At 70.7% G+C, this 12,532-nt stretch carries 12 protein-coding genes; 7 read left to right on the plus strand and 5 right to left on the minus strand.

The genetic code is table 11. The features are described 5' to 3' along the window. Nucleotides 1-39: 39 nt before the first annotated feature. The 3 genes from MJ607_RS18485 to MJ607_RS18495 form a co-directional block, all read right to left on the minus strand. Complete coding sequence (locus tag MJ607_RS18485) at nucleotides 40-1,008, minus strand: acetylxylan esterase (protein WP_243077103.1); 969 nt, start codon at nucleotides 1,006-1,008, stop codon at nucleotides 40-42. Between the two features lie 143 nt (nucleotides 1,009-1,151). Next, nucleotides 1,152-2,660, minus strand: a complete 1,509-nt coding sequence (locus MJ607_RS18490) for a L,D-transpeptidase (protein WP_243077104.1) — start codon at nucleotides 2,658-2,660, stop codon at nucleotides 1,152-1,154. 87 nt (nucleotides 2,661-2,747) lie between these two features. Further along, nucleotides 2,748-3,197, minus strand: coding sequence for a hypothetical protein (locus MJ607_RS18495; RefSeq protein ID WP_243077105.1), 450 nt, complete (start codon nucleotides 3,195-3,197; stop codon nucleotides 2,748-2,750). Between the two features lie 146 nt (nucleotides 3,198-3,343). Between MJ607_RS18495 and MJ607_RS18500 the strand changes: the two genes are divergently transcribed. The 7 genes from MJ607_RS18500 (at nucleotide 3,344) to MJ607_RS18530 (ending at nucleotide 10,686) form a co-directional block, all read left to right on the plus strand. Further along, the gene (locus tag MJ607_RS18500) at nucleotides 3,344-4,543 is read left to right on the plus strand and encodes an ROK family transcriptional regulator (RefSeq protein ID WP_243077106.1); all 1,200 of its coding nucleotides are present in this window, start codon (nucleotides 3,344-3,346) and stop codon (nucleotides 4,541-4,543) included. Nucleotides 4,544-4,656: 113 nt separating this feature from the next. Beyond that, nucleotides 4,657-5,943 (plus strand): extracellular solute-binding protein, encoded by a 1,287-nt coding sequence (locus MJ607_RS18505; protein ID WP_243077107.1) that lies wholly within the window; start codon nucleotides 4,657-4,659, stop codon nucleotides 5,941-5,943. Nucleotides 5,944-6,167: 224 nt separating this feature from the next. Beyond that, nucleotides 6,168-7,148: a carbohydrate ABC transporter permease gene (locus MJ607_RS18510; RefSeq protein ID WP_243077108.1), complete on the plus strand. Its 981-nt coding sequence runs from the start codon at nucleotides 6,168-6,170 to the stop codon at nucleotides 7,146-7,148. Between the two features lie 95 nt (nucleotides 7,149-7,243). Continuing rightward, entirely contained in the window at nucleotides 7,244-8,116 is an 873-nt protein-coding gene (locus MJ607_RS18515) for a carbohydrate ABC transporter permease (protein ID WP_374238080.1), read from the plus strand. Nucleotides 8,117-8,159: 43 nt separating this feature from the next. Further along, nucleotides 8,160-9,113, plus strand: coding sequence for an ROK family protein (locus MJ607_RS18520; RefSeq protein ID WP_243077110.1), 954 nt, complete (start codon nucleotides 8,160-8,162; stop codon nucleotides 9,111-9,113). Further along, a complete protein-coding gene (locus tag MJ607_RS18525; protein ID WP_243077111.1) occupies nucleotides 9,106-9,885 on the plus strand; it encodes a glucosamine-6-phosphate deaminase in 780 nt (259 codons plus the stop codon). Before MJ607_RS18520 ends, MJ607_RS18525 begins: the two co-directional genes overlap by 8 nt. A 123-nt stretch (nucleotides 9,886-10,008) precedes the next feature. Further along, entirely contained in the window at nucleotides 10,009-10,686 is a 678-nt protein-coding gene (locus MJ607_RS18530; RefSeq protein WP_243077112.1) for a hypothetical protein, read from the plus strand. 22 nt (nucleotides 10,687-10,708) lie between these two features. On the opposite strand, the gene MJ607_RS18535 is transcribed toward MJ607_RS18530, so the two are convergent. Together MJ607_RS18535 and MJ607_RS18540 are read right to left on the minus strand one after the other, a co-directional pair. Continuing rightward, nucleotides 10,709-12,100, minus strand: coding sequence for an FAD-binding oxidoreductase (locus MJ607_RS18535; RefSeq protein ID WP_243077113.1), 1,392 nt, complete (start codon nucleotides 12,098-12,100; stop codon nucleotides 10,709-10,711). Beyond that, on the minus strand, nucleotides 12,097-12,489 hold the full coding sequence (locus MJ607_RS18540; RefSeq protein WP_243077114.1) for a YrdB family protein: 393 nt from the start codon (nucleotides 12,487-12,489) through the stop codon (nucleotides 12,097-12,099). The genes MJ607_RS18535 and MJ607_RS18540 overlap by 4 nt, the downstream gene beginning before the upstream one ends. Nucleotides 12,490-12,532: the final 43 nt, after the last annotated feature.

Consider the following 12,532-nt stretch of genomic DNA (forward strand, 5'->3'; position numbering starts at 1 on the left):
ATCTCGTCGAATGGTCCGATCTGGCGGAGCGCGCTGGGGCTAGACCCGCTCGCGCAGGAAGCGCGCCTGCTCGGCCCACTGGTACGCCTGGCCGCCTTCGTGCCCGTTGTGCGTGTAGACCTCGATGCGCTTGTCGGCCGCGCCGTAGCGGTTGAAGGCGGCGAACACCGTCGACGGCGGGCAGATGGTGTCCATCAGCGCGACCGAGAAGAGCGCGGGCGCGGTCGCGCGCGTCGCGAAGTTCGTTCCGTCGAAGTACGACAGGGTGCGGTGCACGCGCTCGTCCGCGCCCCGGTGCACCGAGAGGTAGCGCACGATCTCCTGGTACGGATCCGCATCGGTGAAACCCACGGCGCGCGAGAAGTGGCACAGGAACGGCACGTCGGGGAAGACCGCGACGAGGCCCTCGCTCAGGCCGGCGGCCGCGAGGGCGATGCCGCCGCCCTGGCTCGCGCCGGCGACCGCGACCCGCGCGGCATCCACCTGGGGGAGCGAGCGCATCGCGTCGACGGCGCGGACGGCATCCGTGAACACGCGCCGGTAGTAGTAGTCGGCGGGGTCCTCGATGCCGCGCGTCATGAAGCCGCTCGACGACGGCCCCGTGCCGTGGGGGTCGGCCGTGCCTCCGCCCGAGCCCCACATCGAGCCCTGGCCGCGCGTGTCCATGAAGAGGTACGCGTACCCCGCCGATGCCCAGCCCAGCCGCTCGAAGGGCAGGCCGCGCCCGCCGCCGTACCCGTTGAACTCGACGACGGCCGGGAGCGGGGCTTCCGCACCCGCGGGAAGCAGCAGCCACGCCTTGACGGGGTCGCCCGCGTACCCGGGGAAGGTCACGTCGAACGCGTCGAGCGTCTCGAGCGGACTGTCGACGGGCGTCACGACGACCTCGCCGCCCGCGGCGCGGGACTGCGTCAGGGTGTCGGCCCAGAACGCGTCGAAGTCCGCGGGCTCGGCGATCTCGGGGGCGTACGTCTGGAGCTCGGCGAGCGGCAGGTCGAAACGGGGCACGGAAGTCCTTCGGGAGGAGGGATGCCGGTGGCCGGAGGCGCCGCCGGGCGCGGCTGACGCGGCGCACTGCTCACGATAGGCAGTCGCCGTCCGGGCGCGCAAACGCGCGGCATCCCGTGCCTGCTGCCCGCGTCAGGGCTGGATCAGCTGTGGATCCACACGTCGGTGCCGTACGGAGACCAGTTGTAGATCTGCTGCGCGCGCCACTCGGGCATGCCGACGCAGCCGTGGCTCATGCGGTTGCCGTAGTTGCTGTGCCAGTAGACGCCGTGGAACGCCTGGCCGCCGTTGAAGTACATGGGCCACTTGACGTTCGGCGTCGAGTACGTGCCGGTGATGTTGCCCTGCGCGTCGCGGTCGTAGCCGTTCATCGTCTGCACGGTCGCCTTGGAGTTGATCGTGTAGTGCCCCGTGAAGGTCGGCGTGTTGCCCTTGCCGCTCGAGATGAGCCACGAGTCGACGACGACGCCGTTCTCCTTGAGGTAGAGCCGCTGCTCGCTCAGGTCGACCTCGAGCAGCCGTGCGAGGGTCGTCGTGTTGAAGGGCACCTCGGCGGTGGGCAATGCGTAGACCGCGTTGCCGGTCGCGAGCTGCTCGGCGTACGAGTTCGCGATGCCGTCGGTGGACTCGAGGGTGCGACCGACGACGCCCTCGGTCGGCGTGCTGAGCGTCTTGCCCGAGGCGTTGACGATCGTCGTGGAGTCGACCGGCGCGCGGTTCACGGCGGCGGCGAGTCCGTCGACGACGGGCTGGATCGCGGCGGGGTCCGCGCTGACCTCGAACGTGCCGCGGTCGGCGGGCTCGACCGTGAGCCACGCGGCGAGCGTCGCGCGATCGATCGGGACGGTGCGCTCGGCGCCGACGTAGAAGCCGGCGGTGTCGAGCATGCGGTTGAGGATGACGGCCTGGGCGTCGGCGACGAAGGTGGACCCCACAGGCTCGACCGGCGCGGTCGTGGCCGCGAGGTCGATCGTCGCGTCGCCGGCGGCGAAGGCCTCGGCGACGGCGGCGTGCACGGCGTCGACATCGACGCCCGCGCCCTCGATGGCGGGTGTCACGACGTAGGTCGCGGTCGCGGGGTCGAAGGCGATCGTCGCATCGGTGGGGTCGACGTACATCGAGGGGACGGCGGCGCGCAGCGCCGCGACGGCGACGGCGGTATCGATCGCGACGGGAGCGTCGACGGGCTCGGCGAACCAGGCGCCGAGGTTCCACGCGGGGCTCGCGGCGAAAGCGGAGTCGACGAGCGCCTCGGCATCGACTGAGACGCCCAGCTCGGCGCCGGTCAGTTCTGCGTCGCCGCCCGTGCCGGTGAGCACGACAGTGGTCTCGGCGAGGCGCTGGCCCACGACTTCGGCGGCGGCGCCGGGGGTCAGGCCCCCGACGGGCACGCCGGCGATCGAGGTGCCGGGGGCGATGAGAACCGTGGATGCCGCACCGAGGCCGATGGCGACGGTGGCGACGGGGATGCCGATCCACAGCCAGAGGCGGCGCTTGCGGGGGTGCGGCTCTGCCGCTGCCCACTCGTACGCGGGGGAGTCGGGACCCTCGTCGGAGGGCGCGCCGACGGTGTCGACGTCACCCGCGATCGCAGTGGTCTCGTCGTCCGGCGAAGACGCGTCAGCGTCAGGCCTGGCGGCCAGATCGGTCATGCCAAACCCCCCGGCTCCCGAATTTCCCCTTCCATGGTAAGGGATCCGCTCAGCCGGCGGGTGACGGTCCGATCACGACCGGGAGGCTCACCCGGCGGCGCAGAGGTCCTGGAAGTCCTGGACGGTGCTCTGGAACGTTTCGCCGAGCGCCGCGAGATCGGCGATCTTCGAGACGTCGCCGTCGACGATGCCCTGCATGATCTCGGCGGTGTCGGCGAACATCTGCTGGACACCCGGCAGCACGGCCGCGACATCCTTGTTGGTGATCTCGTCCGCCGCGGCGGCGAGCTCGTCGGCGGCCGACTTCATCGCCCCGACGACGGCGGCGGGATCGTCGGCGGCCTTGCCGAAGTCCTCGGTGGCCTGCTGCATCGTGTCCTGGATGAGCGCGCACGCATCGGCGACGCTCTGCCCGTCGCCGCCCTCGGGCGCCGCCTGCGCGGTGGACGAGCTCGACGGCGCGGGGGAGGCCGTGCATGCCGTGAGGCCCAACAGGGCGAACGCGGTGATCGTGAGTGCGGCGATGCGGCGGTTCATGGAGTCCTCCGGCGCCCAGCCTAGGTGACGGCGGTGGACGGGCGAAGGGGAGTGGATCCGGCCCGAAGGTAACAAGTTTGTAAACGATCCGTCCAAATCGCCCCGCCGGCTTGCGCATTGTTTGTTCGTAAGGTGTACTAACAAACATGTCTTCACCGGACGTGCAACGCGGCTCCTCCACGATCGAGCCGCCGCACCCTCAGCAGGGAACCGCGAGCTCTCGCGTTTTCGGCCCTGGGCGGGCTCTCCGCCAGGGCGCCAAGGTGCTGCCCGAGCACGCTCGCGGGCACAACCGATCGCTCGTCCTGCAGACCCTCTTCCACCAGGGCGCCATGAGCCGGGCCGACCTGGCGCGTGAGACGGGCCTCACACGCGTCACGATCTCCGACCTCGTCGCCGAGCTCATCGCAGACGGCTTCGTCGCCGAGATGGGCATGCGCGAGGCATCCGGCCCCGGCAAGCCCGCCATGCTCGTCGATCTCGACCGCGACGGCCACCGCATCGTCGGCCTCGACCTCTCGGGGAGCGACGAGTTCATCGGCGCCGTCCTGACGCTCGACGGCGACATCGTCGCCCGCCGGTCCGCTCCCGTCGCAGGCGCGCAGGACCTCGTCGAGACGGTCGTCGCCCTCGCCCGCGACCTCGTCGCCCAGGCGCACGCGCCCGTCCTCGGCATCGGCGTCGGCACACCGGGTGTCGTCGACGATCACGGCGTCATCCTCACGGCGCCGAACCTCGGCTGGGTCGGCTTCGACCTCGAGAGCGCGCTGCGTGAGGCGCTCTCGCTGCCCGTGCTCGTCGCGAACGACGCCAACGCCGCGGTCCTCGCGGAGTACACGTTCGGCGGCGCCGGCGACGACGTCCTGCTCGTCAAGGTCGGCCGCGGTGTCGGCTCGGGCCTGCTCGCCGCCGCTCAGCCCATGCGCGGCGCGCACTTCGCGGCGGGTGAGATCGGCCACGTCACGGTCGGCACCGACGGCGGTCCCGTGTGCGTCTGCGGGAAGGTCGGGTGCCTCGAGGCATGGCTCGCCGTGCCCGCGCTCACGGCGCGGATCGGCGCGGCATCCGCCTCGGAACGCGAGGGGATCCTCCGCGACGCGGGGGAGCGCCTCGGCATCGCGCTCGCGCCCATCGTGGGCGTTCTCGACGTGTCGGAGATCGTGCTCTCCGGCCCTACCGAACTTCTCGACGGACCCCTCGCGGAAGCGACCGTCGAGACCCTCCGTGCACGGACGCTCGCCGAGTTCCACGACGGCGTCCGCGTGCGGATGACGGAGCAAGGCCAGGACATCGTCCTGCGCGGCGCCGCCGTCATGGTCCTCTCAGGACAACTCGGGGTGTCGTAGCACCGGCATCCCTCCCTCGTCGGAGGTTCTCCCGGAACCTCCGCACAAAACCCCCCGGATGGGCCACCCGGCCCCTTCGAATCACCAAGAGAAAACACACGAAGGAAGACACCATGATCAAGAAGCTCGGAGCCTTCGCGCTCGTCGGCGCTTCGGCTGTCGTTCTCGCAGGCTGCGCGGGCGGTGGCACCGATGCCGCTGCTGAGGCCGAGACCGGTGACCTCACCGTCTGGGTCGTCGGCACCGACACGCCGCAGACCGCTCGCGACTACCTCAAGGACACGTTCGAGGCCGAGAACGACGGCTGGACGCTCACCATCGAAGAGAAGACGTGGGCGGATGTCTCCGACACGTACACGGCCGCGCTCTCGTCGAGCGACTCGCCCGACGTCGTCGAGGTCGGCAACACGCAGGCGCTCGGCTTCGCCGACGCGGGCCTGTTCGTCGACATCTCCGACATCCAGGACGAGCTCGGCGGCGACGACCTGCTCCCCGGCCTCGTCGAGGCGGGCACGCTCGACGGCACCTTCTACGCCGCGCCGTACTACGCCGGTGGCCGCATCGTCTTCTACACGCCGCAGATCGTCGGCGACACGCTCCCCGAGACCCTCGAGGACTACGTCGCCCAGGGCGTCGCGCTGAAGACCGACACGGTCTCGGGCATCTACGCCCCGGGCAAGGACTGGTACAACGCTCTTCCCTACGTCTGGGCCAACGGCGGCGAGATCGCGGTCCAGGACGGCGACGAGTGGGACGCTCAGTTCTCGAGCCCCGAGAGCCTCAAGGGCCTCGACATGCTCCAGGACGTCTACCTCAACGCGTCGGTCGCCCCGGCGGACGGCAACGAGCGCATGGGCAACATCGCGTTCTGCAACGGCGAGGTCGGCTTCCTCTCGAGCCCCGCATGGGCCGCGGGCAACATCACGGGCGCATGGCCCTGGGGTGACGAGGCCGCTGGTGAAGAGGTCTCCGAGGGATGCCCCGACACGTTCGGTGCCGACCTGAGCGCCTTCGCGCTGCCGGGCATGAAGGCCGGCGAGACCGCTCCGATCTTCGCGGGCGGCTCGAACATCGCCGTCGCGACCAAGTCGGACGCGCAGGACAAGGCCAAGGAAGCCCTCAAGATCATGCTCTCCGAGGACTACCAGAAGCTCCTCGCCGAGCAGGGTCTGACCCCGGGCTACGTCCCGGCGTCGTCGTCGCTCCCCGACACCGACATCGCCAAGGCGCAGGCCGCGGCCCTCGCCAACTCGAAGTTCACGCCCACGAGCCCGAACTGGGCCGAGGTCGAAGCGGCGCAGATCATCCCGGACGCGCTCGTCAAGATCGCCCAGGGCGGCGACGTCAAGACGATCGCCGAGGAGCTCGACGCTCAGATCGAAGCGATCCTCAACAAGTAGCAGGTCGAGGGGGTCCCGGTCCCATCGGGACCCCCTTGCCCCGCTCCGATCTCTCGGACAGGCTCAGGAAGCGCGAGCCCCCTGCGCCCGTCCCGGAGACCGGAGTCCCCGACCGTCGTCGGGCCCTGTCGATCCCCGCGCTGCGCAACGGCTGCCTTCGGCGCGTCCTTGCCCGGCATCCATTCCCCCTCACGTCACGCAATCCACAAGAGAGGAGGCGAGAGATGAGCAGCACCGCCACCCTCGCGCGACCGTCCGCAGACGGCGAGCACGACGAAGCGTTCGCGCGCGCCGAGCGCCGCGACCAGCGGCGCAAGCGCCGTGAAGCGCGCAATGCCTGGACGCTCCTCGCCCCGTCGATGATCATCCTGGGCGTCATGGTCGGCTATCCCGCCGTCCTCATGGTGATCCAGTCCTTCACCGACTACACCGTCAAGAACAAGGTCCTCGGGACGACGCCGAACTTCGTCTGGTTCGAGAACTACGTCGACCTCTTCTCGGAGTCCGACTTCCCCCAGGTCCTGATGCGCAGCCTCGCGCTCATGATCGTCCTGACGGTCCTGAACATGACGCTCGGCGTGCTCGTCGCGGTCCTCATGACGAGGCTCGGACGGGCCTGGCGCATCATCGTCTCGGTCGGGCTCCTGCTCGCGTGGGCGATGCCGCCCCTGACCGCGACCGTCGTGTGGGGCTGGATCTTCGACACGCAGTACGGGCTCGTGAACTGGACCCTCAACACGATCAGCGGCACGGACGACTGGAACAACCACTCGTGGCTGCTCAACCCGTGGTCGTTCTTCTTCGTGCTGACGATCATCATCGTGTGGCAGTCGGTTCCGTTCGTCGCCTTCACGACGTACGCGGCCCTCGGTCAGGTGCCCGGCGAGGTCCTCGAGGCCTCTTCGCTCGACGGTGCGACGGGGATGTCGCGCTTCCGCCTGATCGTCTTCCCGTACCTGCGCAGCGTCCTCACGGTCGTGCTGGTCCTGCAGATCATCTGGAACCTCCGCATCTTCACGCAGGTGTACGCGCTGCAGAGCCGCGGCGGCATCGCCGCCGAGACCAACGTGCTCGGGACCTACCTGTTCCGTCAGGGCGTCGGTGAGTTCGGCGCGACGGCCGCCATCGGCGTCGTCATGGTGATCCTGCTGCTCGCCCTCTCATGGGGCTACGTCCGCACGACGCTCAAGGAGGAGGAGCTGTGAGCACTCAGATCAACGCGGCCAATCAGCTCGGCACCCTCGGTGTCGAAGAGATCCTGGGCGAGGGCGGCGAGCCCAAGGCGCCCAAGAAGCGCTCGATCACGGCACGCCGTCCCTCCGCCAAGCGCGTCGCGACGCGCACGCTCCTGAACATCGCGGCCGCCATCGTCTTCGTGTGCTCGGCGTTCCCGGTGTACTGGATGGTGAACATGTCGTTCACCCCCAACAGCGAGATCACGAGCCGCAACCCCACGTTCGTCCCGCTGCCGTTCACGATCCAGAACTACATCACGGCGTGGACGCGCGAGGCGGCCCCCGGCCAGACGGACTTCCCGCACGCGCTGCTCGCGACCCTCACCGTGACCTTCGGCGTGCTCATCGCGACCCTCCTGTTCGCCTTCCTCGCCTCCGTCGCGATCGCACGGTTCCGCTTCGGCGGACGCCGCATGTTCATCGTGGCCGTGCTCGTCGTGCAGATGATCCCCGCCGAAGCCATGATGTTCACCGTCTACGGCATGATCGACGACTGGCGCCTGTTGAACACGCTGCTCGGGCTCGGGATCGTGTACCTCGCCGGCGTCATCCCGTTCACGATCTGGACGCTCCGCGGCTTCGTCGCGGGCGTGCCGGCCGACCTCGAAGAGGCCGCCATGATCGACGGCTGCACGAAGTCGCAGGCGTTCTGGAAGGTCACCTTCCCGCTGCTCGCGCCGGGCCTCATCGCGACGGGCATCTTCGCCTTCATCCAGTCGTGGAACGAGTTCACGATGGCGCTGCTGCTGCTCAAGGGCTACAACCTGACGCTCATGCCATGGCTCAACGCGTTCCAGTCGTCGTCGGTCGGCGGCGCCGTGAACTGGGGTGCCGTCATGGCCGGCTCCACGCTCATCGCGCTCCCCGTCATCATCTTCTTCCTCATCGTGCAGGGTCGGATGACCGGCGGCCTGGTCGCTGGGGCGGTCAAGGGCTGATGCGCGCGCGAACACCCGCCGCCTCCCGCCGGGAGGTCGGGCGATGAGGGTCGGGCTGGACGTCGGCGGGACCAAGACCGACGCGGTAGTGGTCGACGACGCGGGCGACATCGCGGGGCGCGTGCGCCTCACGACCGGGTGGGGCGGCGAGCAGATCGTCCGCACGGTCGTCGCGGCGGTCCACGCGGTGGCGACGGATGCCGGAGCCGACCTGTCGCAGATCGACTCGGTCGGCATCGGGATCCCCGGTCAGGTCGACGCAGAGACGGGCCGCGTCGCGCACGCCGTCAACCTCGGGGTCGACGACCTCGACCTCGCCGCCGAGGTGGCGCCGATGCTCGGCGTCGCCGTGCGGGTCGAGAACGACGTCAAGGCGGCGGCGCTGGGCGCGTACGCGCTGCGAGGCCATGCCCTCGGGCTCGGTCTGCGGCACGGCTCGATGGCCTACCTCAACCTCGGGACCGGCGTCGCGGCGGGCATCGTCATCGACGGCGAGCTCTCGCGGGGCGCGCGCGGCACGGCGGGGGAGGTCGGGCACATCTCGATCGATCCCGCGGGGCCCCTGTGCCGCTGCGGACAGCACGGCTGCGTCGAGGCGCTCGCGGGCGGCGGAGCCGTCGCGCAGCGCTGGGGCCGCCCCGGCCGCTTCCCGGTCCTGGACGTCTTCGACGCCGCCGACGCGGGAGACGAGACCGCCCGCGAACTGCGCGCGGGCATCGCGCGCGGTGTCGCGTCGGCCGTCCGCATCCTCATCCTCACCGCCGATGTCGACGTCGTCGTGCTCGGCGGCGGGGTCACGGCCCTCGGCGACCGGCTCATGGCGGATGTCTCCGCCGAGCTCGCCGCGAGCGCCGCAGCATCGCCGTTCATGCGCTCGCTGCGTCTCGAGGAGAGGGTCGAGCTGCTGCCCGCCGGGTCGCCCGCCGCGGCGCTTGGCGCGGCGCTCATCGGTGCGACCAACGACCCCCACACCGAGGAGGCACTCACTCATGGCTGAAGTCATCATCGTTCCGGACGCCCAGGCCGCGGGCGGCCTCGTCGCCGACGAGATCGCCCGGCTCATCCGCGCGAACCCCGAGGTCGTGCTGGGCCTCGCGACGGGCTCGACGCCCCTTCCGGTCTACGAGGCCCTGCCCGAGCGCCTCGACGGCGTCGACGTCTCGCGCGTGCGCGGTTTCGCGCTCGACGAGTACGTCGGCATCGACCCGGCGCACCCCGAGTCCTACCGCTCGGTCATCCACCGCGAGGTCGTCGAGCCGCTCGGGCTCGATCCCGCGCTCATCCGCACGCCGGACGGCTCGCTCGAGGGCATCGAGCACGCGGGCGCCGACTACGAGTCCGCGATCGCCGCGGCCGGCGGGGTCGCGCTGCAGATCCTCGGCATCGGGACGGACGGCCACATCGGCTTCAACGAGCCGGGCTCGTCGTTCGCCTCGGTCACGCGCGTCAAGACGCTCACGCAGCAGACGCTCGAGGACAATGCACGCTTCTTCGACTCGGTCGAGGATGTGCCGATGCACTGCATCACGCAGGGCCTCGGCACCATCCTGCGGGCGCGCCACCTCGTGCTGCTCGCGTTCGGCGAGGGCAAGGCCGAGGCCGTCGCGGGCGCCGTCGAGGGCCCCGTCACGGCGTCGCTGCCGGGGTCGGCGATCCAGCTGCACCCGCACGTCACGGTCGTCGTCGACGAGGCAGCGGCATCCCGTCTGCAGTTCGCCGACTACTACCACTACACGTACGACAACAAGCCGGCCTGGCAGGGCCTCTAGGCGCGAGGAGTCGACGGGCGGCAAGCGCCCGGACTCGACCGGGTCGGGGGAGCCCAGCGTCGCGCCCCTTGGCACGGTTCAGCCCGGGCGCTTCCCGCGCGTGCGCATCAGTACGATGCAGGCATGACGGATGCCGCGGCCGCTGCCTCACGCGATGACGAACTGGGTCGCACGCTCACGGTGGGCGGTGTCCTCCTCATCGCGAGCGCCGTGCTCGCCTTCGTAGCACCGCAGATGATGTCGATGGCTCCCGTGCTGCGCACTGTCGTCTTCTGGGGCGCGGTGGTCGCGTTCTCCTGCGCGCTCGTCGTCTACGCGTTCGGTCTGGGGCGGGGAGGCAGCATCGTCGCCCGCAAGCCGCTCGGTCTGGGCGCGATGGTGGGCCTCGCCGCGTGGCCGCTCATCGAGCGGATCATGACGCTCTTCCTTCAGGTGACCTCTGACACGACGCAGTTTTTCATCGCGTGGGGCTGGATCTCCATCGCCGTGCAGCTCGCCGCGGCGATCGTCATCGTCGTCCAGATCGCCCGAGCAGGCGTCATCACGGGACAGCTCAGGTGGGCGCCGCTGTGGGGCCTCATCGCGGTCGCCGCGCCCCAGATCATCGCGCAGCTCCTCGTCGTGGCGACAGGCACCGAGATCAGCCGCGACGAGAACGACGTCGTGTGGATCTTCTTCGGACTCGGTCAGCTCACGGACTTCGCGGCGCCGGTCATCCTCGGCATCCTGTCCATCGTCCATGCCCAGCGCCGGGTGCCGCGCGCGGCCGAGCCCGTGCAGGTCTACCCGCCCGAAGCCTGACGCGGCAGCCCTCAGCGGCGGGTCAGGCCGAGAAGACCTTGCCGGGGTTCAGGATGCCGAGCGGGTCGAAGACCTGTGTGATCCGGCGCTGCAGCTCCCACTGATCGTCGCCGAGCTCGTCGGCGAGCCAGCGGCGCTTGAGGATGCCGATGCCGTGCTCGCCCGTCAGCGTGCCGCCGAGGCGCAGGGCCGAGCGGAACAGGTCGTCTGCGGCATCCCAGATCGCCGGAGGCACCTCGACCGTGCCGTCCTCGCCGACCTCGCCCTCGAAGATGAAGTTGGGGTGCAGGTTGCCGTCGCCCGCGTGCGCGACGGTCGGGATCACGATGCCGTGCTCGCGCTCGACGCGGGCGATCTCGTCGAACATCGCGGGCAGTGCGCTGCGGGGCACCGAGACGTCCTCGATGAGCGTCGTGCCGAGGCGCTCCATCGCGGGATGCATCGAACGGCGGATCGCGAGCAGTCGCTCGCCCTCGGCACGGTCGTGCGTGACGGCGACCGTGCCGCCCACCGCGCGCAGCGTCGCCGCGATGGCGTCGGCTTCGACGTCGGCGGCGGGGCCGTCGGTCTGGATCGTGAGCTGCGCGGCGCCGGGCGACGGCGCATCGAGCGAGAGCAGATCGTGGACGGCGCGCAGGGACGCGGCATCCATGAGCTCCATGATGGAGGGCTGCACTCCCGACGCGGTGACGGCGGCGGATGCCGCGGCGGCAGCCCGCACATCGGGGAACGTCGCGGCGACCGTGCACACGACGCCAGGCACGACGCGCCGGAGCTTGAGGGTCGCGCCGACGACGACGCCGAGAGTGCCTTCGGAGCCGATGACGAGCGATGTGAGGTCGAGGCCCGTGACGCCCTTGACCGTGCGGTGGCCGAGCTGGAGGAGCCGTCCGTCGGCGAGCACGAGGTCGACGCCGAGGACGGCATCGCGCACGACGCCGTACTTCGCGCACAGGAGGCCGCCGGCGCCGGTCGCGATGTTGCCGCCCACCGTCGAGATGGCGCGGCTCGCGGGATCGGGCGCCCACCAGAGGCCGTGCTCCGCGAGGGCGGCGTTGAGGTCGGCGTTGAGGATTCCCGGCTCGACGACGGCGAGCAGGTCGTCGGGGCGCACCTCGAGGATCCGGTCCATGCCGCGCACCGAGAGCGCGATCTCACCCGCGCCCGCGTTGGCGCCGCCCGCGAGTCCCGTGCCGGCACCGCGCGTCACGACGGGCGTGCGGGTCTCGGTCGCGATCCGCAGGGTCGCCTGCACGTCTTCGACGGAGCGGGCGTGGACGACGGCGATCGGGAGACCGGATGCCGCGTGCCCCGACTTGTCGGCCCGCGCCGCGTGCCGCGCCGCATCGGACGTGTCGACCCGCTCGCCGAGCGCTGCCTGCAGACGTGCTGCGACGTCGGGGGCGGTCGTCACGCGAACCGGCGCCGGCCCGCGATGACGCCGACCGTCACAGCGACGATCGCGAAGCCCAGGCCGATCCACGGCTGGCCCATGCTCCACCACGCCATCGTCGCCGTCGCGTACACGAGCAGCTCGACGAGGGCCCGGACGAACGGGTGCACCGCGAAGACGGCCCGTGGCGAGACGAAGAGCGCCCACACGAGGATCGCGAGGACGGGCGCGGCGATGCTGACCACGATGTTCCACGGGAACTGCCACATCGCGAAGCCCCACAGCGCGAGCGATCCGAAGGCGAACAGCCCGCACACGAAGGCGAGGATGTCGATGGCCGAGAGCGGCGCGCGCGTGCCTGGCTCGGGTTCGGCGGGCGGCACGGGGCGGACGTGGGGCATCTCCGACATGGGTTCCAGTCTAGGCGCGGCCTGACCTGCAGCCCGGGCCGGG

The organism is Microbacterium sp. SS28, assembly GCF_022761035.1.
GTDB lineage: Bacteria > Actinomycetota > Actinomycetes > Actinomycetales > Microbacteriaceae > Microbacterium.

Bases quoted from the DNA above. Each gene is read 5' to 3' on its own strand.
- MJ607_RS18510 (WP_243077108.1), top strand. From the start codon at position 6,168: ATGAGCAGCACCGCCACCCTCGCGCGACCGTCCGCAGACGGCGAGCAC.
- MJ607_RS18525 (WP_243077111.1), top strand. From the start codon at position 9,106: ATGGCTGAAGTCATCATCGTTCCGGACGCCCAGGCCGCGGGCGGCCTC.
- MJ607_RS18500 (WP_243077106.1), top strand. From the start codon at position 3,344: ATGTCTTCACCGGACGTGCAACGCGGCTCCTCCACGATCGAGCCGCCG.
- MJ607_RS18505 (WP_243077107.1), top strand. From the start codon at position 4,657: ATGATCAAGAAGCTCGGAGCCTTCGCGCTCGTCGGCGCTTCGGCTGTC.
- MJ607_RS18520 (WP_243077110.1), top strand. From the start codon at position 8,160: ATGAGGGTCGGGCTGGACGTCGGCGGGACCAAGACCGACGCGGTAGTG.
- MJ607_RS18530 (WP_243077112.1), top strand. From the start codon at position 10,009: ATGACGGATGCCGCGGCCGCTGCCTCACGCGATGACGAACTGGGTCGC.
- MJ607_RS18540 (WP_243077114.1), bottom strand. From the start codon at position 12,489: ATGTCGGAGATGCCCCACGTCCGCCCCGTGCCGCCCGCCGAACCCGAG.
- MJ607_RS18495 (WP_243077105.1), bottom strand. From the start codon at position 3,197: ATGAACCGCCGCATCGCCGCACTCACGATCACCGCGTTCGCCCTGTTG.
- MJ607_RS18490 (WP_243077104.1), bottom strand. From the start codon at position 2,660: ATGACCGATCTGGCCGCCAGGCCTGACGCTGACGCGTCTTCGCCGGAC.